At 30.1% G+C, this 22,470-nt stretch carries 26 protein-coding genes; 5 read left to right on the top strand and 21 right to left on the bottom strand.

What is annotated here, in order from left to right:
* Positions 1-42 precede the first annotated feature (42 nt).
* The 21 genes from P3X86_RS13695 to P3X86_RS13595 form a co-directional block, all read right to left on the bottom strand.
* Positions 43-981: a transketolase family protein gene (locus P3X86_RS13695; RefSeq protein ID WP_483293428.1), complete on the bottom strand. Its 939-nt coding sequence runs from the start codon at positions 979-981 to the stop codon at positions 43-45.
* Positions 978-1,784 carry a transketolase gene (locus P3X86_RS13690; RefSeq protein WP_483293263.1) on the bottom strand — a complete coding sequence of 269 codons (807 nt, stop codon included), beginning with the start codon at positions 1,782-1,784 and terminating at the stop codon, positions 978-980. Before P3X86_RS13690 ends, P3X86_RS13695 begins: the two co-directional genes overlap by 4 nt.
* A gap of 50 nt (positions 1,785-1,834) precedes the next feature.
* Positions 1,835-2,698 carry a YitT family protein gene (locus P3X86_RS13685; protein ID WP_483293262.1) on the bottom strand — a complete coding sequence of 288 codons (864 nt, stop codon included), beginning with the start codon at positions 2,696-2,698 and terminating at the stop codon, positions 1,835-1,837.
* A 39-nt stretch (positions 2,699-2,737) separates the two neighbouring features.
* Positions 2,738-3,496, bottom strand: a complete 759-nt coding sequence (locus P3X86_RS13680) for a WecB/TagA/CpsF family glycosyltransferase (protein ID WP_483293261.1) — start codon at positions 3,494-3,496, stop codon at positions 2,738-2,740.
* On the bottom strand, positions 3,493-4,602 hold the full coding sequence (gene csaB, locus P3X86_RS13675) for a polysaccharide pyruvyl transferase CsaB (protein ID WP_483293260.1): 1,110 nt from the start codon (positions 4,600-4,602) through the stop codon (positions 3,493-3,495). Before csaB ends, P3X86_RS13680 begins: the two co-directional genes overlap by 4 nt.
* Positions 4,603-4,623: 21 nt before the next feature.
* Complete coding sequence (locus P3X86_RS13670; protein WP_483293259.1) at positions 4,624-5,967, bottom strand: O-antigen ligase family protein; 1,344 nt, start codon at positions 5,965-5,967, stop codon at positions 4,624-4,626.
* Positions 5,958-6,500 (bottom strand): hypothetical protein, encoded by a 543-nt coding sequence (locus tag P3X86_RS13665; protein ID WP_483293258.1) that lies wholly within the window; start codon positions 6,498-6,500, stop codon positions 5,958-5,960. The genes P3X86_RS13670 and P3X86_RS13665 overlap by 10 nt, the downstream gene beginning before the upstream one ends.
* Before the next feature lie 9 nt (positions 6,501-6,509).
* Positions 6,510-7,007: a DUF4330 domain-containing protein gene (locus tag P3X86_RS13660; protein ID WP_483293257.1), complete on the bottom strand. Its 498-nt coding sequence runs from the start codon at positions 7,005-7,007 to the stop codon at positions 6,510-6,512.
* Positions 7,008-7,018: 11 nt separating this feature from the next.
* Entirely contained in the window at positions 7,019-8,146 is a 1,128-nt protein-coding gene (locus tag P3X86_RS13655; protein WP_483293256.1) for a glycosyltransferase family 4 protein, read from the bottom strand.
* Positions 8,147-8,322: 176 nt separating this feature from the next.
* Complete coding sequence (locus P3X86_RS13650; protein ID WP_483293255.1) at positions 8,323-8,853, bottom strand: hypothetical protein; 531 nt, start codon at positions 8,851-8,853, stop codon at positions 8,323-8,325.
* A 123-nt stretch (positions 8,854-8,976) separates the two neighbouring features.
* Positions 8,977-9,327 (bottom strand): type II toxin-antitoxin system PemK/MazF family toxin, encoded by a 351-nt coding sequence (locus P3X86_RS13645; RefSeq protein WP_483293254.1) that lies wholly within the window; start codon positions 9,325-9,327, stop codon positions 8,977-8,979.
* 1 nt (position 9,328) lies between these two features.
* Positions 9,329-9,604 (bottom strand): CopG family ribbon-helix-helix protein, encoded by a 276-nt coding sequence (locus P3X86_RS13640; RefSeq protein WP_483293253.1) that lies wholly within the window; start codon positions 9,602-9,604, stop codon positions 9,329-9,331.
* 247 nt (positions 9,605-9,851) lie between these two features.
* Positions 9,852-11,027, bottom strand: a complete 1,176-nt coding sequence (alr, locus tag P3X86_RS13635) for an alanine racemase (protein WP_483293252.1) — start codon at positions 11,025-11,027, stop codon at positions 9,852-9,854.
* A gap of 21 nt (positions 11,028-11,048) precedes the next feature.
* Positions 11,049-11,666 carry a LolA family protein gene (locus P3X86_RS13630; protein ID WP_483293251.1) on the bottom strand — a complete coding sequence of 206 codons (618 nt, stop codon included), beginning with the start codon at positions 11,664-11,666 and terminating at the stop codon, positions 11,049-11,051.
* A 10-nt stretch (positions 11,667-11,676) separates the two neighbouring features.
* Positions 11,677-12,963: an NAD(P)H-hydrate dehydratase gene (locus P3X86_RS13625; RefSeq protein ID WP_483293250.1), complete on the bottom strand. Its 1,287-nt coding sequence runs from the start codon at positions 12,961-12,963 to the stop codon at positions 11,677-11,679.
* Between the two features lie 81 nt (positions 12,964-13,044).
* Positions 13,045-13,311 carry a hypothetical protein gene (locus tag P3X86_RS13620; protein ID WP_483293249.1) on the bottom strand — a complete coding sequence of 89 codons (267 nt, stop codon included), beginning with the start codon at positions 13,309-13,311 and terminating at the stop codon, positions 13,045-13,047.
* A 16-nt stretch (positions 13,312-13,327) separates the two neighbouring features.
* Positions 13,328-13,936, bottom strand: a complete 609-nt coding sequence (locus tag P3X86_RS13615; protein WP_483293248.1) for a hypothetical protein — start codon at positions 13,934-13,936, stop codon at positions 13,328-13,330.
* A gap of 226 nt (positions 13,937-14,162) precedes the next feature.
* A complete protein-coding gene (locus tag P3X86_RS13610; RefSeq protein WP_483293247.1) occupies positions 14,163-14,408 on the bottom strand; it encodes a FeoA family protein in 246 nt (81 codons plus the stop codon).
* Positions 14,383-14,580, bottom strand: a complete 198-nt coding sequence (locus P3X86_RS13605) for a hypothetical protein (RefSeq protein WP_483293246.1) — start codon at positions 14,578-14,580, stop codon at positions 14,383-14,385. Before P3X86_RS13605 ends, P3X86_RS13610 begins: the two co-directional genes overlap by 26 nt.
* Positions 14,577-16,028, bottom strand: coding sequence for a nucleoside recognition domain-containing protein (locus tag P3X86_RS13600; protein ID WP_483293245.1), 1,452 nt, complete (start codon positions 16,026-16,028; stop codon positions 14,577-14,579). Before P3X86_RS13600 ends, P3X86_RS13605 begins: the two co-directional genes overlap by 4 nt.
* Positions 16,018-16,608 carry a FeoB small GTPase domain-containing protein gene (locus P3X86_RS13595; RefSeq protein ID WP_483293244.1) on the bottom strand — a complete coding sequence of 197 codons (591 nt, stop codon included), beginning with the start codon at positions 16,606-16,608 and terminating at the stop codon, positions 16,018-16,020. Before P3X86_RS13595 ends, P3X86_RS13600 begins: the two co-directional genes overlap by 11 nt.
* A 233-nt stretch (positions 16,609-16,841) precedes the next feature.
* Between P3X86_RS13595 and P3X86_RS13590 the strand changes: the two genes are divergently transcribed.
* The 5 genes from P3X86_RS13590 to P3X86_RS13570 all read left to right on the top strand — a co-directional run bounded on the left by P3X86_RS13590 (position 16,842) and on the right by P3X86_RS13570 (position 22,444).
* Positions 16,842-18,389 (top strand): spore germination protein, encoded by a 1,548-nt coding sequence (locus P3X86_RS13590; protein WP_483293243.1) that lies wholly within the window; start codon positions 16,842-16,844, stop codon positions 18,387-18,389.
* Positions 18,390-18,393: 4 nt separating this feature from the next.
* Complete coding sequence (locus P3X86_RS13585) at positions 18,394-19,548, top strand: Ger(x)C family spore germination protein (RefSeq protein ID WP_483293242.1); 1,155 nt, start codon at positions 18,394-18,396, stop codon at positions 19,546-19,548.
* A complete protein-coding gene (locus P3X86_RS13580; protein ID WP_483293241.1) occupies positions 19,548-19,760 on the top strand; it encodes a hypothetical protein in 213 nt (70 codons plus the stop codon). Before P3X86_RS13585 ends, P3X86_RS13580 begins: the two co-directional genes overlap by 1 nt.
* Positions 19,761-19,809: 49 nt before the next feature.
* On the top strand, positions 19,810-20,967 hold the full coding sequence (locus P3X86_RS13575) for a Ger(x)C family spore germination protein (protein WP_483293240.1): 1,158 nt from the start codon (positions 19,810-19,812) through the stop codon (positions 20,965-20,967).
* Positions 20,968-21,343: 376 nt separating this feature from the next.
* Positions 21,344-22,444: a GerAB/ArcD/ProY family transporter gene (locus tag P3X86_RS13570; RefSeq protein ID WP_483293239.1), complete on the top strand. Its 1,101-nt coding sequence runs from the start codon at positions 21,344-21,346 to the stop codon at positions 22,442-22,444.
* The last annotated feature ends 26 nt before the right edge of the window (positions 22,445-22,470 follow it).

Here is a 22,470-nt window from a genome sequence, read left to right as displayed (position 1 = left end):
TGTTCTTCTCACCATAGAGAGTTCTATGTTTATTGTTTATATTTACTTCTTAGCTATTAACTCTTTTGCCGATTTTACGATATTTTCTGCTGTTAATCCATATTTAACTAACAGCTCATTTCCATTTCCTGATTCTCCAAATGTATCATTGACACCAATTCTTTTCATCAATACTGGTGATTTTTCTGCTACTATTTCTGCAACTGCACTTCCTAATCCTCCTATGATGCTATGCTCTTCTGCTGTGATTATTGCTCCTGTTTCTTTAGCAGCTTTTACTATGATGTCTTCATCTATTGGCTTTATTGTGTGTATGTTTATTACTCTTGCTTGTATGTTTTCTTTTTCTAACATTTCTTTTGCTTTTAGAGCTTCTGCTACCATTATTCCTGTAGCTATTATTGCTACATCATTTCCATCTGATAGTTGTACTCCTTTTCCTATTTCAAATTCATACCCTTCATCAAATATGATTGGTACTCCACTTCTACCCAATCTTATATATACTGGACCATTATACTCTGCTACTTTAAGCACTGCTGCCTCTGCTTCAATACCATCTGCTGGATTTATTACTGTCATGTTTGGTATTGATCTCATTATACTTAAGTCCTCTATTGCTTGATGTGTAGCTCCATCTTCTCCTACTGTCAATCCTGCATGTGTTGCTGCTATTTTGACATTTAATTTTGGATATGCTACTGAGTTTCTTATTATTTCAAATGCTCTACCAGCTGCAAATATTGCAAATGAGCTTGCAAATGGTATCATACCACTAGCTGCTAATCCCGCCGCTGTAGCTACCATGTTTTGCTCTGCTATACCAACGTTTATAAATCTATCTTCACATACTTCTTTGAATGATGCTGTCTTTGTAGATTTGGATAAATCGGCATCTAGTACTACTACTTTATCATTTGTTTTTGCTAGTTTTGCTAATGCCTTTCCGTATGCTTCTCTAGTCGCCATCTTGCTCATTATTTAACACCTCCAAGCTCTTTTATTGCTAAATCTCTTTCTTCTTTGCTTGGCGCTTTACCATGCCATCCAGCTTGATTTTCCATGAATGAAACACCTTTGCCTTTTACTGTTTTTGCTATTATCACTGTTGGTTTTCCTTTAGTGTTTTTGCTCCTGTCTATAGCATCTGATATCTGATCAAAATCATGTCCATCTATTGTTATTACATTCCATCCAAATGACTTGAACTTTTCATCTAATGGGTTAATATTCATTACATCTTCATTTTTACCATCTATCTGTAATCCATTATAATCTATAAACGCTGTCAGATTATCTAGCTTATAATGAGCTGCAAACATTGCTGCCTCCCAAACTATCCCCTCTTGTACTTCTCCATCTCCAAGTATTGTATATACTTGGTAATTCTTATCTTGTAGTTTTGCTCCTAAAGCTATTCCATTAGCTGCTGCTATTCCTTGACCTAATGAACCTGTACTCATATCAACTCCCGGTGTACCTTTCATATCAGGATGTCCTTGAAGCATTTCTCCTGTCTTTCTAAGCTTCATAAGCTCAGATTTATCAAAGTACCCTTTCTCTGCTAATGCAGCATATATAACTGGTGCAGCATGCCCTTTAGATAATACTAATCTGTCTCTATCTTCCCATTTTGGGTTTTTTGGATCAATGTTCATTTCTTTAAAATATAATGTAGTTACTATATCACATGCTGATAGTGAACCCCCCGGATGCCCTGATTGAGATTCAAATAGCATTTCTATGATATCTTTTCTAAGAATATTTGCTTTTTCTTTTAACATTATATAACCTCCTTCTTTTGCTCTTTATTATTTTATCTATAAACTATTATTTAAACACACTCTATTCTTTTAAAGCCTTCTCCTAGTACTTCATAGGCATCATTAACTATTACAAATGCTGTATTATCTATTTCATAAACAAGTTTTTTTAGTTTTACTATTTGAGCTCTGTTTACTACACAATATAGTATATCTTTATCTGCACCTGTATACATTCCTTTTCCTTTGAATACTGTTACTCCTCTGTTAAGTTCTTTTATTATTGCTCTACCTATTTGATCAGGATATTTTGATATTATAAAAAATGATTTTGCATAGCTCATTCCTTCTAGTATCTGGTCTATAACTTTAACACTGATATATAGTGTTATAACTGAATACAGTGATATTTCTATCTTTTTCGATACTAAACCAGCAAATACCACAACACATAAATCTATCGCCATCATCAATTTTGATGTACTAAAACCAGGAAAAAATTTATTTAAAATTGCTCCTGCTAAATCTGTTCCCCCTGTTGTTCCTCCAGCCTTGAATACTAGACCTATTCCTATACCTGAAAGTACTCCACCAGATATTGCTGCTAATAGGATATTTGTTGTTGCGTTAGTGCTAGGCAATACCTTTAGAAAAATTGATAATGTTATAGTAGCATACAATGTTTTTGCTCCAAAAACTTTTCCTAGTACTAAAACACCTACTATAAATAATGGAATATTTATTACCAAGTTAAGTATATAAACCTCTATCCCAAAAAGTTTATATATTACTACTGCAAATCCTGTCACTCCACCTGGCGCTATTGTATTTGGCTGTAAAAACATATTTAATGATAGTGCCAATAACAATGTTCCTAATGTTACGAAAATATAACTCCCTGCAAGCTTAAACCATTTGTTTTTTAACAAATTCATAGTTTTTACACCTCCTAAATATAAAACTTTAATAAACTTTTACTCAACTAGGTTTTCTTTTGAAAATAGTATTGTAAATGCAAATTTAGGTAGTGCCAATTGTCTTTTTATCCTTGAAGGTTGCTTCATCAATCTATATAGCCATTCTAACCCTAGCTTTTGAAATATTTTAGGTGTTTCTTTTAAATCTCCAGCTAATACATCAACTGTTCCACCATTGCCAATCATGACTTTACAATTTAACTTATCTCTATTTTTATCAATCCATTTTTCTTGTTTGTCAGCACCCAAACACACAAAAAGAACATCTGCTCCTGAGTTATTTATATCATTAATAACTTCTTGCTCTTCTTCATGGCCTTCATAACCTATATGCGTACCCTTAAAGAATCCGTTATGTGTACCTGCTATTTTTATATTAGGGTAATCTTTCTTTATATTATCCGCTGCTCTTTTAGCTGTGCCTTCTTTTCCACCCATTATATAAAGTGAATATCCTTCTTTGTTACATATTTCTATCAACTTCTTTGATAAATCATAGCCTGTAACTCTCTCTTTAAGTGGCTTCTTTTTAATTCTGGAAGCATATATAAGCCCTATTCCATCTGGTATTATTAAATTTCCTCTATTGATTAGTTTTCTTAAATTCTCATCGTCTTTACAGCGCATGACTATTTCTGTATTTGGTGTGTAAATAGCAATTTGTTTATTATGTTCTAGTGATTCTTGGGCAACTTCAGATGCCTCTAGTAATGTTATATTTTCTACATTTACACCCATTATTTTAACTGTGTTCATTGTCTACCTCTTTTCAATAAGCTCATAGCTAATTCTACGTTTGCATGTGATTTTTTTCTATATTCTTCTTTATGTTCTTTTAAATGAGCTCTTGTCTCTTCTCTCTTGGTATAAGCTTTATCAAATATATCTGCTAATTCATCATATTTAAAGCTCTGTATATCTATTTTGTGCTCCAAGCCTATATTGTTCATAAATCCATCTACTTTTGGATCGTATACTACCGCTATCATAGGTGTAGTTTGTGTAGCAGCATATATCAAAGAATGTAATCTCATCGCTATTATCAGCTCTAGCCTTTTGATTATACCCATTATTTCTTCTACACTGTATTCATTTTTTAGTATAAAGCATTTACTCTTAGTATGCTTTTTGATTTCTACGCTAAATTCATAATCACTTGGGTAATGCATAGGAACTAATAATATATTTACATCATAATTTTCATTTATATAATCTATTGCTTTTGCGAACTCTTTTATGTTATGTTCGTCATTTTTCCACGACCTAACAGCAAGACCTATGGTTTCTTTGCGCATGTCTATACCTTCAAGATTAAGTATCTCGTTTATTCTGTCTTCGTTCTCTTCTTTTAATGCATATACAGGGTCCGCTGTTACGTGAATATTCTCGTTGTTGACATTTAGTTTATTTAATGTATTAAGCGAGTCAAAATCTCTTAGTGTTATTACGTCAACTTTATTAAGTATTTTTTTTGATAAGATTTTATTCAGTCTTTTATTTATAGGCCCTATACCATTTGCGTAAACCATCACTGGCTTTTTCATATGTTTTGCCAATTTTAAAAGTGACAAATAGTATAATATTGATTTGGTACTTGTGATATCTTGTATAAGACTTCCTCCACCACTTATCAATAAATCACTATTTTTTATTTCTTTATAAACACTAAAAATACTGAATCTATTAACTGCCCGAATATTATATATTTCTTGTGTACTCTGAGGGTCTTTTGATAGCACAGTTATTTCTAATGTATCATCTATTTTTTTGAATTCGTTTATGATCGCTTTTAGTATTGCGTCATCTCCACTATTTCTAAATCCATAATATCCTGAAATAAGTATCTTTTTACCTTTTTTCATACGATACTCCTTCGATTTGTATTAGTAAGTGTTTCTTTTTGCCTCTATTTGCTCTTTTTTTGCCAATCTATTAATTGTTATTATAAAGCCTAACAATATCCAAAAGGTCATTATAATCTTTGGCATATATAATATACTGTCAAATAATCCATGACATAATACACTGGCAAAAGCAGCTAAAGCTCCTGCACCCATTACTGAAAGATATCCAGAGGCATTCTTTATTGCTATAATGGTGTACTTAAATACTACAAATATTAATAAAATAAGCACAATTAATCCAAATATACCCATCTCAGCAAATGTTTCTAGATACGTATTATGTGCATGAAATACATTCATTGTTCTTATATATGTTACAAATGTTTTTTTAAAGGGCATATATCCAAATCCAACACCTTGCACCCAGTAATCTCTAAGCATATCTAATGTTATATCCCATATCTTAAATCTAGTTGTAGTAGATGAATCGCTTAAATTCGCTATTGACATTATCCTGTTTATTATTGAAGCAGGCATTAGGAATATTGTTACTAATCCTACAGGTATTGCTCCTAATAACAACCTTTTATCTACTAACACAACGAATACAACCATTCCAAATGCAAAACCAACCCATCCTCCTCTTGAAGATGTCAACACTAATGTAAGTACTAATATTAATGTTGTTCCTAAGAACATGGCTTTCTTTATTAATCTCTTACTTGACCAAAACAATGCAACTGAAAAAGGCATAGCCATTATTAAATATTCTGCAAATATGTTTGGATTGCCAAATACTGAATATACTCTTGTAAGTAAGTCTGGATTATTTGCCTCATCAACCCATGCTTTATCTAATTTTACTCCTACTTTAAATTGATATAATCCATAAAGTGATAGCAAAACTGCTGCAATAACAAATACTGTAGCTAAAATATTTAAATCTTCTTTTTTATTTATAGAGTTTATCATAATAAACATAAAGCTAATTGCCACTAAATGCACAGATATATCTCTTAGGCTACCTCTTAAATCTACAGATATTATTGTCGTTATAACAGCCATTGCCAGGAATATCAAAACTGGTATATCCATTTGATTTTTTGTTAGCCTTCTATTGCTTACAAACATTTTATTTATAATAAATAATCCCACTATTAGCGTTAATAACAGCAGTGCCTTTGTATTTGACACAAATGGAAATGCTAATAATGTTATTCCTATTCCTATATTGACATTATAAAGTGTCATACATATTATTGATAAACCACCTATCATTGCTATGAATAGCTTGTTATCTAAGTATGCAAAAGATAATGCACATGCTACTCCTACAATCAATGGCAGTATCATACTTTTTATACCTCTACTTTTTACCACCATTCTTCTCCTCCGCTATCCATTGTAAATACTGAAATTACTTTTTTTGCTATATAACTATTTTTTAATATATCAGATATTTTGACATTTGTTATAAGTATAAGTATAGCAACTAATATCACTAATGACAAAAGACTCATCGTAATATAGCTAAGTACAATTATATTTAAAATTTTAAGTATCATCATAGTAACGCAAAAACCAAGTAGTCCTACTATTGAACTATTCTCATTCATACTTTCATTCATTATATCTATTGTCTTACTACCTTTTATGGATTTATTCATAATCCTTTTTGTCCATATAAATAGTTTATTTAGAACTTCTATTATTTTTTTGTATATTCTATATACGAAACTATCCTCTATATAGTTTCTTTCTTCTGTTAAAAAACTATATATTTTAGAAGACTTGTTAATTCTTCTCCAGTAATTTAATATGCAATCTAAAATAGCTTTTATTACACTATGTTCATATAAATCATCAAAGATATTTTTTACCTTAATTAATATGCTTACTGTATAGCTGTTATACATAGTCAGCACCTACTCCGTCTCTTCTATTTTTAATACTGTGCTCATTACTGCTACTTTTTTATTTTTAAGTCTAAACTGAGCACCTACTCTAGAATGTTCTCCTCCGATAACTATGACTGAATCGCTCACTGAAGCATTTGATTCTAGCGTCAGCTGTACATCAAACTTGTCTGGTTCTTCTGCTAATACTATTTTACCATCTGATGTTGAAACTGCTTCTTTATGTGGAAAAACTGCAACTTCTTTTACTGTTCCAAAGTAATTTCCTCTGTCATAGTGATACAGCTTGTCACCTTCATTTAGGTTATTTACTGTTGCTGATCTTACATCGCTAATTTCTATAATAGCTTTAACTTTCTCCGTCTTTGAACCTATTCCACCAATACCTTGTCTAGTTTTTAGTTTATATCCGATACCTCCAACTGCAAGAACTACTATTAAAATTACTAATAAATCTATTATGTTTATTAAACCAAATAATTTACCTTTTTTATCAATAAGTTTCACTACTTTACCTCCTAAATATTTTTTGTTTTATTCTTTATCTTACTATAAATTTCACAGTGATCTAATGAGAGCTTGTTTACTGAAAAGCACTCTTTTGCTTTGTTATATAAATTTTCTCCCATTTTCAGGCAGGATTGCTCATCATCCAGTAGTGTTATCAATTTATCACTTAAAGCTTTTTCATCACCTACTTCAAATAAATAACCATTCTCCCCATCTTCTACTAGATCTTCTATTCCACCGACATTTGTACTGATTATCGGCTTTTTGAGCCTAGCACCTTCAAGTATAACATATGGAAAACTCTCACTTTTTGATGTTAATACATTTATATCAAGTGCGTTAAAAAAAGAGTATTTTTCGTTAACAAAACCTAAAAACTTTACATTCTTATCTATATTATTTTTAGTTGTATAATCTATTAATCTCTCTCTTTCTGTACCTTCTGCTGCTATTAAAAACAGTACATCTTTTCTATGTGCTAGCACTCTTTTTGCAGCTCTTAGCAATGTAATAATATCCTTATTTGTATCAAGCCTAGCTGCTATTCCTACTATCTTCTCACCTTTGTATTCTACTGCATAATTAGCTAAAAACTCCTCTTTAGTAGATACATCTAGCTTCTGGTTAAAATCTACTCCATTATAAACTGTATATATCTTGCTAGCTGCAAAACCTCTATCACACATCATTTTATTAAAACTACTTGAAACAACTATATAGTTATCAAATGATTTTAAAGCTAGTTTGTTTAAAAATGTATAAATAATTCTTTTATATACATTGTCTTTAAAATCCAGCATATAATCACTATGTATTGTTGTAACCATAGTCCTCTTTATGTATAGCTTAAGAATCATAGCTATAAAATTAGCTCTAGCACCATGACAGTGTATGATATCATAGTTATCTTCTTTTATTATTTCCTTTAGTTTTTTAATTACTGACATATCCCAACGTTTTTTTTGCGCTAAAATCTGTATATTTAATCCCATCTCTTTACCTTCAGTATAGAAAGAATCCTCTAAAAAACATATGATTTTCACATCTACATGCTTCCCTAGTTCTTTGACTAAAGATAATACATGAGTTTTTGCTCCTCCAGTGTCGCCTCCACTTATCAAATGAAGTATCTTCATATCATGTGCTCATTATAAAGAGCTCTCCCCTCCTTCCTTATTATCTCAATCATTATACCACATCTTTTCTACTATTTCTATACAGATAAACTGAACATTAGCTCATTTTATACTAAGCCATTTAACTTATTATGTAGTATTAACCATCTTTTTATTTTGATAACACTTTTTGCTTTCTATTTTATCTCATAGCTTCCTCTAACCATTAATATAGCATATTTATCTGCTACTACTCCTCTAGAGTCACTTCTAGGTACTATAAGCATATGGTTATAAGGTATATCTTGATTCATCTGTATATCTAATCCTGCTGTTATGTCTGCTAAACCGCCATTTTGACTAGCTACAGCTTTAGCACTGCCACCTCTTAGTATTATCTCACAACCTGATTTACATACTAATGTTTGTCCATTTTTGAGCTCTACTACATCTAAAGTACTTGCCCCTGATACCTGTAATTTACTAATTTTCTCTTTTAATTGTTTGTTTTCATTTGTTAAGTCTTGAATCAATTTGGCATTTTCTTCCCCTTTACTTGTTATACCATTTGTCTTCTCATCTACATAAAACTTAACTTGATCAATTCTCTTCTGTACATATTTTAATGTTACTAGTGGATCATCTTGTGATCCTGGCTGACCAAAGGCTATACTGCTGAGTATCATTATTCCAATTGGTAATATTATTAGGTACATTCTTTTTTTCATTATACAGTCACATCCTCTCTGTTCTCTATTTTATCAAAAAAATACAGCTCGGTATACCCCAAGCCTATAATCGATTATTAATATTTATTTGTAGCTATTATGTATGACAAATATATTGTATTATTAAAAATCTACTAATCCTAAACTTATTTTTACACAATCATTAACTTTAGTCATCATGTCGTCATCGAAGTGACCTATTTTCTCTCTTAGTCTTTTCTTATCAATGGTTCTTATTTGTTCCATTAAAACAACAGAATCTTTGGTCAATCCGTATTCAGAAGCTTTAATCTCTATATGTGTGGGAAGTTTTGCTTTATTGATCTGGGATGTTATTGCCGCAACTATTATAGTTGGGCTATATTTATTTCCTACATTATTTTGTATGACAAGTACAGGTCTGACGCCACCTTGCTCTGAACCTATAACAGGGCTTAAGTCTGCATAAAGAATATCTCCTCTTTTTACAATCAAATTATTCACATCCTGTCAGTCTGGCTTCATACTTCAAAAGTTCTTTTGTATCATTTTGCAATCCTAATTCAGCTATAATTGAATTTATTTCACCCATTTCTTCGTATCCAATTTTTAAGCTTTCATTCATTTGCATTTTCTTTCTTTCTCTGATGTATAACCTCATAGCCTCTCTTATAAACTGACTTCTGTTCTTTTTTTCAATACAAACGATTCCATCTATTTCTTTCAATAAGGAATCTGGTAAACTTATCATAATTCTTTTTGTTTGGGCCATTCTTCCACCTCCACAAGAAAACTGACAACATAAATATAGACCAGAAATGTATTCATACCCTAATATCTTGTCTTATGTAAATTTCGTATTATAATCTATATCGCTCTGCCACAAATGTTTATGATTGCCATATTTTTTATTTTAAGTATATTCATATATATGCTAGTATATACTTGATTATACATCTATTTTTTTGCTTCTGTCAACCAATATAATGCATCACTTATGTTAAATTTAAATTACTTCATTAGATATAATTTATCACATCTATTATCTTACCATCTTTAACATAAACTCTAGGAACTCTTTTAGAAATCATACAAACTATTTCATAATTAATTGTTTCTATCATTTCAGCTATATCATCTATTGATGGACTTATACCATCATCTCCAAACAATATTACTTCATCACCTACTTTAGCATCTATATCTGTTAGATCCACCATACATTGATCCATACAAATACGTCCTATTATTGGAGCTTTTTTGTTATTTATACTTACATATGCTTTCTCAGATAATAATCTAGTATAACCATCAGCATACCCAATAGGTAGTGTTCCTATAAGTTGTTTTTTGTTTGTTTTATATATATGCCCATAGCTTATACCATATCCTTTATCAACTTCTTTTATATGTGCTAATTTTGTCTTTAATGACATTGCAGGCTTTAGGTTTACTTTATCTAAGTTTACTTCGTCTGACGGTCTTAGTCCATACAACATAATACCTGCTCTCACCATATCCATATTATATTCTTTTAGATCTATAATTGATGCACTGTTAGCCACATGCTTTATTGGAATATTAATTTCTCTTTTGTTTAATTCGTCTATTAATTTAGTAAATTTTTCGTATTGTTTTTTAGTAGTTGTTTTATCTCTTGAATCTGCAAGAGCAAAATGTGTAAACATTCCCTCTATTATAATATTCTCAAGTTTTGATATTTTAATAATAGTATCTATTCCTTCACTGTCAACCATTAACCCTAATCTTCCCATACCCGTTTCTATTTTGATATGTATTTGAGCTTTTTTATTTAGTATTTTAGCCGAGTTTGACAATTCTAAAGCATCTTCATACCTATATATTGTTTGTGTTATATCATTTTTTATTACTGTATTTGATTGATTATTTGGTGTATATCCCATAACTAGTATAGATCCGTTGTAGTATTGCCTTAAATGAACTGCTTCTGTTAGTGTAGCAACTGCTAATCTATCTGCTCCGTTTTCTAACAAATATTTTGCTATTACATCTGCTCCATGGCCGTATCCATCTGCCTTTACAACTGCTGTAATCAAAGTGTCTTCTTTTGATAATCTCTTAACTTCTTTTATGTTGTTTATAAGATTATCTATATTTATTTCTGCCCAAGTAGGTCTTAAATCCTGCAACTTATCCACTGTCGTTTCCCCCATTTTACTGTATTATTAATATTGTTATTTAAAAATCTCTTGTATCTTGCAATTATACTCAAAGTTGGTATATAACATTTCTATTGTTTGTTTTAGTGCTCCATCATATTTTATCAAAAATTTATATGGTTTGTAATCTTTAATATTTACCCACAATTTTTCAGTTTTTGTGCCTTGTTTACTTTTAGTTTCTTTTTTTATTACTATGTATACGTCGTCTCTTAAAACTTCTTTGCTAATTTGTGATATATCGGAATTCATTATACTATTTAAAAAATAACCCATAAAGAAATGATCAGATAATCTTCTCTTATCTCTATCTAGCATATATGATTGATCTATCTGTGGATGATAATATTTCAATTTTTTGCCATCATAAATTGTCTTACATCCTTTACTATCAGCTGGCTCTATTATTTCTATCATAAATAGGTTTGGTTTTTTAAATATATGTTCTACTAAATATTTCTTATCTACCTTTGTACCTTTTACATTTATTCTTACTTTGCATTTATATGTATCTATATCATTTATCGTGTTTTTAAGCTCTTTGTATATATCTTCTTTTGTTTTAACGTTACTCTCACATGAAGTAAATAACAACAAACACAATGCTAAAAGCACTAAAATGAAATGTTTCATATTATCATTATCATCTCCATCTATTAATATATTTCATTGCATATGGTACATTTTCCAATATATCAACTGATGTCATTCCATATTCACCTTTTTTGTTAGCAGCCATATCTCCAGCTAATCCATGTATAAATACACCCATATTTGCCGCATCAGTTGGTTTAAACCCTTGAGCAACTAAACTGGCTATAATACCCGTTAATACGTCTCCACTACCAGCTGTAGCCATTCCTGGATTTCCTGTAGTATTATAATATTGCTCTTCTCCTATATCTACTAGTGATCTATGTCCTTTAAGTATTGTTAAAACTTTACTGTATTTTGATATCATTTGTGTATAATATATTTTATTTTCTAAAATTTGATTAATAGTAACTTTTAAGAGCCTTGCCATCTCTCCCGGGTGCGGTGTGATTATAGTAGGAGCTTCTCGTTTTTTGAGCACCTGTACATCATCTATGCAGTTTATACCATCTGCATCTAAAACTATGGTATTCTTGTATTGCTTTAGTATTTCTCTAACTAAATCTTTTCTATTTTTATCTACTCCTATACCTGGTCCTAGTGCTATAACATCAAACTTATCTATATTAGTTAATATCTCATCTATACTGTCTTTGGTGAAAAAACCTTTATCATCATCTTGCACTGGAATAGTTATAGTTTCTGTTGTTTTCATTTCCATTATCATGTTAATCTTATTAGGTAATACCGAATAAACTAAACCTGCCCCACTTTTTATTGATGCCTTAGAGGTAAGATATGCTGCTCCACTAAAACCTACACTCCCGGCTATTATTCCAACTCTTCCAAAGTTACCTTTGTGCGAATTTTTTTTTCGTTGCACTAATTTTGATCTAACATACTCCATTGTTATTAATGGGTCACTATTAGTATTTTCATTGACAAAAATGAATTCTGAAGGTTCTTTATCTTCACCTATAGCATTTGCAACTGCATAATCCTTATTATGAGTTATTGTTAAGTGTATATGCTTTATATTTTTTGAATTAGCATAATCAGTAGCTTTTTGACTTAAGCACACTAGTGGTTTTCCTTTTTTATTGTTGCGTATAATTATATCATGCCATCCTATCTCGCCTATACCACATCCAAGCACCTTGCTTATCGCTTCCTTTGACGCAAAATACCCAGCTATAGTCTCTACACTATAGTTTTTTTCTTTGAAATATTCTATCTCTTTTTTTGTAAATACTCTATTTATAAATCTCATATTTTTTTCTATAGCTTTTTTTATTCTTAGTGTTGAAACTATGTCTATGCCGTTTCCCATTATCATATAGTTGTTCCTTCCATTCTCCAATTTAGGGTTATATCTATTAATATACAAATTGGTTGTTAAAAATACTTGTAATGTGTTTTATTTAAAAATATCAAACAAACCTTGATCTAAGTTTATACCTAAGAATTTAGCTAAAATTTCTACTCCAGCAAACATAAAATATACTGCTGAAACTAATAACAATGCCACCCAAATTAGTTTAAATACTACATCTAGCTTCATAGGTATCTTGTCACCTAATTTAAATGTCTTGATTAATTTTTCTAAAACTTTACTAAATAATTTAGTGAATATTTCCAAAAAACTGGCTATCAGTATAATAGCCATTATAATTTCTGTACTCAAATAATATTCCCCCTATTTAATACATATTTTTATCTAATTTGTCTATTTCACTACTTCCAAGTATACTGTGCATAAACTTATATGTTTCATTTATCTTTTCTTCATAATCATTCTTCTTGTCTATTAGATCTTTAAGCAACTTACGATATTCATCTATCTGACCTACTATTCCCTCAAAGCATTCTTCATCTTCTTTTAAATTCTCATATGCCTTCTTAATTGTTGTTTTTAGTAAATTAAAGTTTGCTTTTTTTATTTTTGATGGTAGTATTTCTGTATTAAATTGCGCTTCTTCTATTATATCATTTATTTTAAGTAATTCTTCTTTTTTAACTTGGAGTTTTGCTAAAGAATTCTTTTCATCTCCATTATTTACTCTATGCGATAAATTTATAATTTCGGCCATTAACTTTCTTTTGTCTTTAGTAGCTTTATTTTTGTCTTTTTTTGCTTTATTTAAATCTGCTATAACCACCATTAAATCTCTTTTTAATTTTTCTAATTCCCTATCTTTTATATCTCCAAATATTTTTAACCATCTCTTATCTTCTATAAGTATTGGTATATTGTTTTTTGACATTATGCTATAATCTATATCTATTTCTTTAGATCCAAATTTAAACATAAGCTCCTCCTAAGTGTATTATACTAAATTTAGTTTATTTATTAAACCTCAATAAATACGTTGTAGTTTATTATATAAATCAGGTTAAATATATATCGACATTTTAAAGCTATTTATTGAGCATGAAAAAGTATGCTACTGCCATTTTACCATAAAATCACATTGACTGTTACTTTAAGGAGATAAAAAATAGACCATTATTATATGATCTATTCCTGAGTAAAACTTATATGCTTACTAATATCATTGAAGCTATATCTTTATCTACAGCTACTTTAGTATACCCTACTTGAAATAAAAAGGATGGAAATCTTTGTAGTACTATTAGTTTAATACCTGGTAAAACCCCCATCGCCATTAATTTTCTTAGTACTGAATCATCTTCTGTTTTTATTTCAACAACTATAGCTTCTTCGCCTTTTTCTAGCTCACTTACAGCTTTAATACTATCTGTTTTTGTTTTTGAAACCAATCTTACTCACCCATTTCTTAAGTTGTTTGATTATCTTAGGTTCTTTAAGTATATGAAATCCACAGTTCGGGCATTTATATTTATTGCATACCTTTGTCATAGGACATGTTTTACAGCCTTTTAGAGTATCTTTTTCGTTAAATTCATACCCACAATAACTGCATTTTATCATGCTAACACTCCTAATACACTTAGTATAATATTTAGAAAATATCCAGCTATAAATGAAAATACAAATATAAATGCACCCATAGCAAATGCTGTTTTTGCTCCTCTTTCTTTTATCATCATAGCAAACTGTGCAACACATGGAACAAATAATGTAAGTGTTGAAGCTGCTACTACTAACTGTCTGTAATTAAGGAGACCAGATTGTCTCATATCAAATAATCCTGCCGCTCCGTAATCTCTTCTAAAAAATCCAAATAAAAATACTTTTGACAACTCATCTGGTAACCCTATCATATTTACAACAGGATTTAACCATTTTAATATAATATCAAAAAATCCTGTAATATTACCTAACCATATAAGTACGCTTGCAAACACGAATAATGGTATTATTTCAACTAGATACCAATGCATTCTAGTATACGTTTTAGATAATACATTTGTAATTTTTGGCATCCTAAGAGGCGGAACCTCCATATAGAACTTTGCATTTTCCCCTGGTAAAACTTTTGATGTCAGATATCCAATAAACAAAAATATAAATGCCATAAATAATATCCATACTAACAATGCTACAACATTTTCTGATAATAAGGCCATTATAACACCTAATTGTGCTGAACAAGGTATAGTCAATGCTAATAATAGTGTTATCAAAACTCTTTCTCTCTTTGTTTCTAATGTCCTACTAACCATAGTAGCCATAGTATCACAACCAAATCCCAGCACCATAGGTATAACTGCTCTTCCATTTAGTCCTATACATTTAAATAGTCTATCAACTAACATAGACAATCTTGGCAAATATCCACTGTCTTCTATTATTGAAAACACTAAGAAAAATGCTCCAACTATGGGTAAAACTATGGCTATTGCATATCTAAAACCTAACGTAAGTATCCCATAATCATTAGCTATCAGATTTTGCAACCACTCCCAAGGTATATAGTTGTTTACTATATTGTTAATAAACGGATTTACGTATGCACTAAATATATTCGTTTCTATATAGTCTACTACTGTACCAGCACCAAATTGTCCTACAAACTTATATAAACCAAAATATAATACCAAAACTAGAATGATAAATCCTGATATAGGGTGCATTGTAATGGCATCTAGTTTGCTATTTCCTATTTCACTCTTGTTATTTTTCTTAATTACTACACTGTCATTTACTTCTTCTACATATCTTTGCCTCATTGTGCCTATTACATAATTTAACGGCTTATCATAACTATTTTTTGTTTTATTAATAATATTCCTAATATTATTAACATCACCTTCTTTTTCTGCTACTAATTTCAGTATATCTTTATCCTCTTGAATAAGTAACAATGCTACTGATCTGTAGGATATAACGTAATCTTTGCTCAGATTCTTAATTATCTCTCTTATAGCACTTTCTATAGTGCTATCATAGGTTATGCTGCTTGTATTATGCGACATTGACAAACTTCTCAACCCTTTCTTTCAATGTGTCTAATCCCTCATTTAAAGCGGCTATTGTCGATATAACAGGTATGTTTAATTCTCTTTCTAATTTATCAATGTCAATCTCAAGCCCTAATTTTTTTGCTTCATCCATAATATTTAGTACCAATATTACAGGTAATCCAGCTTCTAATAACTGTACTGTTAACGGCAACATTCTTTGTATGTTTTTCGCATCTATAACATGAATAACTGCTTTCGGATTTTCTCTTAATAACAAATCTCTTGTAACTTTTTCTTCTTCTGTGATACATAGTAAAGAATACATTCCCGGAGTATCTATAACCTCATATTGTTTTTCTCCTATCCTACCCTTTCCTCTTGAAACCTCTACAGTAGTACCTGGATAGTTTGAAACTGTTACATAAGCTCCTGTTAATCTATTAAATAAAACACTTTTCCCTACATTGGGGTTACCTACTAAAACAATCTTTTCTAGGCCTCTAGTATCTTGTAATACATCCGAACCACTTGTATTTATCCCAAATAGTATTGATCCAATCTTTTTTAATATTTTATATTTACCTTTACTCATTGTTTTCTCCTTCTTTATAACAAGGTATTAAAAATGATAATATTTATCGGTATTAATTATACATTATGTTCATTTTAAATTCAACATTCTTTTATGCTTTGTTTAATTTAGGATGCTAGTAAATAATTTATTGTTTAGGTTTTATTTGCCTTGTGTATATATTAATTTCCAAAATGGAATAATATTTGAAAAAGTACAGATAATACTTTTATTCTATTGAATTGGGGGTACATATGTTTAAAATTATAAAAGATAGGTTATTAAAAAAGTATACTAAAAAAAGCAATAACGCTCCAAATACTGATACCCAATGGATTACTACTAAATCCCTAGATGATAATGTTGACTTATTTAAAAATATATTTGTTAACGATGATATGATAAAGTACAGATTTTTCGGAAACCATCATAACAAGAAGATACGCTTTATGGCTATTTTTTGCGAAGGTATGTCAGATGCAGAACAAATTGATCGAGCTATTATAAAACCAATAGTAGAGTCAGATATGGAGCAATTAAATATAGACTACATATATAAAAACATCTTGATTAAAAGTGATTTAAAAAAAGTAACATCTGTCGAAGACATGGTTAGTTCTATCCTTTATGGTTCTACGCTTCTTTTAATCGACGGATACAAAGAAGCTCTTGTACTTGATACTAAAGGTTGGAAACAAAGAACTGTATCTGAACCAACCTCTGAGGCAGTTGTACGAGGACCTAAAGAAGGATTTAATGAAACTTTGATGACTAATCTTGGTTTGATTAGAAAAAAAATTACTAATCCAGATTTGAAATTTAAGTTTAAGACTCTTGGAGAAAGAACTAAAACCAAAATATGTGTTTGCTATTTAGATGGAATCGTAAACAAGAACATATTAAATGAAGTCTACAAGAGATTGGATGAAATCAAGCTAGATGGTATATTAGAATCTGGTTACATCGAAGAATTGATAAAAGATTCTCCATTCTCTCCTTTTTCTACAGTAGGAAATACTGAAAGACCTGACAAGGTTGCAGCTAACTTGCTTGAAGGGAGAGTAGCTATAGTCATAGATGGTACTCCTCATGCTCTTACTGTACCATTTTTATTTATTGAATATTTTCAATCTGATGAGGATTATTATAATGGATACATCTATGCTTCTATAAATAGGATTTTGAGGTATATAGCTTTCTTTATATCTACAAGCTTACCAGCTATATACGTAGCATTAACCACTTTTCATAAGGAGATGATACCAACACCTCTTTTACTGAGTATTTCATCTGCTAGGGAAGGGGTTCCTCTTCCTACTATTGCAGAAATTCTATTAATGCTACTTGAATTTGAGATACTAAGAGAAAGTGGTGTAAGACTACCTGCACCTATTGGTTCAGCTATTAGTTTCGTTGGTGCTTTGATATTAGGTGAAGCTACTGTTGCAGCTAGATTTGTTAGTTCTCCTATCGTAATCATCACTGCATTAACTGGTATCTGTAACTTCTTATCTCCTCACATGATTGGTGCTTTAATAATTGTTCGATTGATTTTCGTACTTCTTTCAGCGTTTTTAGGGTTGTATGGTTACATATTTGGAGTTATTGGTCTATTTATACACTTGATGTCTATGAAATCCTTTGGTGTTCCATACATGCTTGATATAGCTTCTTTAAATTTTCAAGATATCAAAGATACTCAAATCAGAGCTCCTTGGTGGTTAATGTACCTAAGACCTAAAATTATCGGTGAAGGCAATCTTATAAGAAAAGAAAAAAACAAAGATATTATTAAGAGGTAATCATATGAATAAAAAAATCATTTTACTTACAATAATAACATGTTTATTATGTACCAGTTGCTGGAATTATAAAGAAATAGAAGATGAACATATTGTCGTTGGAGTTTCTATGGATTATGACGAAATAAATAGTGAAATAATAGTAAATTTAGAGGTAGTTAAACCTGTTGTTCAAAAAGGAAGTTATATTAACGAATCTGAGGTAATAGAAAATAGAGGCAAGAGCTTCTTTGATGCTGTTAGAAATACTATTCAATCTAGTGGTAAAAGAGCATTTTGGAGTCATTGCAAGGTATTTATATTCAGTGAGAATATGATTAAAAATATTGATATGTTTACAAGCGCTCTTGATTTCATCAGGCGTGATGCAGAGGTAAGAGATGATGCTTATATCTTAATATCTAGAGACAAGATGGCCAAAGAAATTTGGGAAACAAAAGTCAAAGTATCTAGGATAACCTCATTTTATCTTAGTGATATGCTCGAAAATGAAAAGGATATATCTGAATATCATGCTGTTGAAATATGGAGATTTATTAATGCTTTAGAGTCTGATTATATATCTGCGACTTTACCAACTTTAAAAAAAGGTGTATATATGGATAAAGTCATAAGCCAAATACGTGGAACATCTGTGTTCAGAAAAACTGATATAGTGGGTTGGCTAAACGGTCATGAGACTAAAGATTATTTATTACTTATCAATGAACTTAAAGGAGGATCATATACTATAGACATTGCTTATGAAAATGAAAAATTTCCAGTTGCCTTTGAAATACTTACCACTAAAACTAAGGTTAAGCCAAAAATAAGTAATGGCCATTTAAGCTTTGATGTAACCTCTATAATAAACACTAATGTCATTGAATATAGTAGCCAAAGTAATTTATTTGACCCTGAAGGATTAAAACTCATTGAGAATCAATGTGAGTCTAAAATTACTAAGGATGTTAATAGCTTAATTAAAAAAGTTCAGCGAGAATTTAAAAGTGACATTTTTGGATTTGGTAGAACTGTAAAACTTAATATGCCAGAAGTATGGAGAGCACGTGAAGGAAATTGGAATTTTGAGTTTACTAATGCAGACATCACTTTCAATCTAGAATTTAAAATTAAAGGTAGTTCTTTAAAATCTAAACCTCTAAAGGTGGTGAAATAATGTTTTTGATAGTTATTATAGCTTATTTAATAATTGGTTTTTTGGAAATAATACCTCTTTATAAAAAGGGTGATAAAAAAGAGTTAATTGTATATTGTAGTCTACTTGGTATTGCTTTTACTATTAGTATGTTGTTAAGCTTTGGAGTTGACCTCCCAAGCCCTGCTAACGGTATAAGGTACATTGTTGAACTAATCATAGGTAAACAATAATTAATTAGATTAGGGATTATTCTTTTGTAGTTAAATCGGAGGATGACATATGATAAATAAAAAATTCATACTCTTTATCATCATATTATGTATAACATCAATGACCGGTTGTTGGAATTACAAGGATTTAAATAAGAGTAGACTTGTAGCAGGGTTAGCTATTGATTACGATTCTGTGAATAATGAATATATAGTAACTTCTGAAATAATAAATCTGTCTACAGATAAACAAACAGGAGAGTTATTTAAAAGCACCGGTAAGAGTATATTTGAAGCTATACGAAAATGTACTAATATAAATGGCAGAAAGCTATTAGTTGCTCATGTTAAAATTGTGGTAATTAGCAAAGATGTCGCTAAAAAAAGAATACTTACAGTAGTAGATTATCTTTTAAGAGATGCTGAATATCCTTCTGATTTGTATCTATTAGTTTCAGATGAAGTTACTGCTGCGAAGATATTTGAGCAAAGCAAACTCAATCATAAAGCAGATTCAGAAAAAGATATAACTTCTTTTACTATACTTGATTGTATACGTAGCCAAGAAGGTGTATCTAAATACAGCAAAATAACAATATGGCAATTTATTAAAAACTTGCTTGAAGAAAGTTCTAGTTCTTATCTTCCTATAATCAAAACAATAAATCTTAACAATGTCTATACTCCAGAATTGTCAGGTATGGCTATTTTTAAGGAGGATAAATACATTGGAGAACTCAATCAAAAAGATGCTATGTATCACTTATTGATAACAGATAAGCTTAAAGGTGGAATCATGCTAATTGATGTTAATGCAAAACATATGACATCTAAAATATCTTTAGAAATTTTAGGAGCTAATTCTAAAATAAGACCAATTTACAAAAATGGTAAATTAACTATGAAAATAGATGTTTCTATCAAAGCAAACTTCGGGGAAATAAGCTCTACTACAAATGTCCTTACAAAAGAAATGAGACCTATAGTAAAAGAAGAAGCAATTAAGCAAATAAAATTTAATATTCTAAGTACCATTAGTAAAGTACAAAAAAACTATCACGCAGATGTATTTTTATTTGCCACTAAGGTAAAATCATATATGCCTGAAGCTTGGAGAAAAGTGTCCCAAGAATGGGATTGCACATTTAATAATCTACCTATAGAGGTTAATATTGATCTTAAATTAATAAGTAGCGCATTGACTAATAAAACTATAACTCCTCGCTAAAATTACATGCTTGATTAATGGTGAGCCCTCCTTATCTATAGGAGTACAACTAAAAAATAACGATAAATATCTAATCACTATCAAATACCACCCGATGTACCTCTCATATAACAAAGTTGTTTGGTATTTGAATTTGATAAGGAAGGTATCGAAATTTTAGGAAGATGGTGCAATCTGTTCATTTGTGGATTCTCCCCTTCCTACTATTATTATCTTCAGCTTAAATCTACACAAGTGTAAAATATTCTTATTATTATAATTACCTCTATGCTTAATTACATCTCTTGTTACAGGTATTAATTACAGTATGTAATTTAAGAATATAGAAAGTATCTACATAGGATTTATTTTTACATTATTGATAAGGAGAAAACTTATGAATGATAATAGCCTATCTGAAAACCAAGCTACTAGGATATTAATACTTTTCTTTTTAGGAAGCTCATTAGCATTACATAATGCTGTACAGGCAAAGCAGGACAACTGGCTAGCTATATTAATTGCTACTTTTCTAGCCATACCATTATTTTACATGTATAGTTATATGTTAACTAGTATTACTAATGCTAAAACGTTTTTTGATGTGCATCATTATGTTTATGGACGCTATTTAGGTACTTTAATAAATTTTACATATGTAATATCTTCTTTCTTCTTAGGTGCTACTATTACTAGAGAATATGGTGAATATCTAATTACAATATCTATGCAACAAACTCCATTGATAGTCCCTCTTATAATAATGAGCTTACTAGGGGCTTGGATTGTCAAGGAAGGTATACAAACTTTAGGTAGATGGTGCAATTTATTCTTTTTCATAAATGCACCTTTACCAACTATTATCTTGTTATTGATAATACCTTTAATTAATATTGAAAATATACTGCCTATTATGTATAACGGTGTACGTCCTGTTATTGAAGGTTCTATTTATGCACTTGGAATCCCTTTTGGCGAAGCAATAATGATATTTACTATTATCTTTACTCTACCTTCTAAAAAATCATATTATAAAATTTTCACTAAATCTATACTTATAAGTGGTGTTACACTTACAGGCGTAACTTTAATTCAAATCATGGTAATGGGATTTGATATATACATGCTATCATACTTCCCTTCCCATGCTGTGGCAAGTAATATTTCAATAGGTAAATTTCTAGAGAGACTTGAAATAATAATGCTAATTGCTACTGCTACTGCAGGCTTTGTAAAAGTAAGTATAGGATTATTCTCTGCAACAAATGGTATAGCACATGTATTTAATGTTCAAAATCGTAAACTATTAGTTATTCCTTGTAGCTTATTGGTAATAAATTTATCTTATTTTTTAAATTCTAGTATTATGGATTTAATGAATATGTACTTTGTTTACTGGGGTTACTACACTTTTTTCTTTTGTATAATTTTACCTATTACAACCTTTTTAATTATGCTATTTAAGATGAAAATACTTAAGAAAAAAACTATTATATAGAAGGTGTATTATGGATGAAAGCAGTA

The organism is Abyssisolibacter sp. ZYX002 (genome assembly GCF_056892235.1).
The sequence above is the reverse complement of the archived record's forward strand: the minus strand, read 5'-3'. Positions and strand labels throughout refer to the sequence as shown.

Bases quoted from the DNA above. Each gene is read 5' to 3' on its own strand.
- P3X86_RS13690 (WP_483293263.1), bottom strand. From the start codon at position 1,784: ATGTTAAAAGAAAAAGCAAATATTCTTAGAAAAGATATCATAGAAATG.
- P3X86_RS13685 (WP_483293262.1), bottom strand. From the start codon at position 2,698: ATGAATTTGTTAAAAAACAAATGGTTTAAGCTTGCAGGGAGTTATATT.
- P3X86_RS13680 (WP_483293261.1), bottom strand. From the start codon at position 3,496: ATGAACACAGTTAAAATAATGGGTGTAAATGTAGAAAATATAACATTA.
- csaB (WP_483293260.1), bottom strand. From the start codon at position 4,602: ATGAAAAAAGGTAAAAAGATACTTATTTCAGGATATTATGGATTTAGA.
- P3X86_RS13670 (WP_483293259.1), bottom strand. From the start codon at position 5,967: ATGGTGGTAAAAAGTAGAGGTATAAAAAGTATGATACTGCCATTGATT.
- P3X86_RS13665 (WP_483293258.1), bottom strand. From the start codon at position 6,500: ATGTATAACAGCTATACAGTAAGCATATTAATTAAGGTAAAAAATATC.
- P3X86_RS13655 (WP_483293256.1), bottom strand. From the start codon at position 8,146: ATGAAGATACTTCATTTGATAAGTGGAGGCGACACTGGAGGAGCAAAA.
- P3X86_RS13650 (WP_483293255.1), bottom strand. From the start codon at position 8,853: ATGAAAAAAAGAATGTACCTAATAATATTACCAATTGGAATAATGATA.
- P3X86_RS13640 (WP_483293253.1), bottom strand. From the start codon at position 9,604: ATGGCCCAAACAAAAAGAATTATGATAAGTTTACCAGATTCCTTATTG.
- alr (WP_483293252.1), bottom strand. From the start codon at position 11,027: ATGGGGGAAACGACAGTGGATAAGTTGCAGGATTTAAGACCTACTTGG.
- P3X86_RS13630 (WP_483293251.1), bottom strand. From the start codon at position 11,666: ATGAAACATTTCATTTTAGTGCTTTTAGCATTGTGTTTGTTGTTATTT.
- P3X86_RS13625 (WP_483293250.1), bottom strand. From the start codon at position 12,963: ATGATAATGGGAAACGGCATAGACATAGTTTCAACACTAAGAATAAAA.
- P3X86_RS13615 (WP_483293248.1), bottom strand. From the start codon at position 13,936: ATGTTTAAATTTGGATCTAAAGAAATAGATATAGATTATAGCATAATG.
- P3X86_RS13605 (WP_483293246.1), bottom strand. From the start codon at position 14,580: ATGATAAAATGCAGTTATTGTGGGTATGAATTTAACGAAAAAGATACT.
- P3X86_RS13600 (WP_483293245.1), bottom strand. From the start codon at position 16,028: ATGTCGCATAATACAAGCAGCATAACCTATGATAGCACTATAGAAAGT.
- P3X86_RS13595 (WP_483293244.1), bottom strand. From the start codon at position 16,608: ATGAGTAAAGGTAAATATAAAATATTAAAAAAGATTGGATCAATACTA.
- P3X86_RS13590 (WP_483293243.1), top strand. From the start codon at position 16,842: ATGTTTAAAATTATAAAAGATAGGTTATTAAAAAAGTATACTAAAAAA.
- P3X86_RS13585 (WP_483293242.1), top strand. From the start codon at position 18,394: ATGAATAAAAAAATCATTTTACTTACAATAATAACATGTTTATTATGT.
- P3X86_RS13580 (WP_483293241.1), top strand. From the start codon at position 19,548: ATGTTTTTGATAGTTATTATAGCTTATTTAATAATTGGTTTTTTGGAA.
- P3X86_RS13575 (WP_483293240.1), top strand. From the start codon at position 19,810: ATGATAAATAAAAAATTCATACTCTTTATCATCATATTATGTATAACA.
- P3X86_RS13570 (WP_483293239.1), top strand. From the start codon at position 21,344: ATGAATGATAATAGCCTATCTGAAAACCAAGCTACTAGGATATTAATA.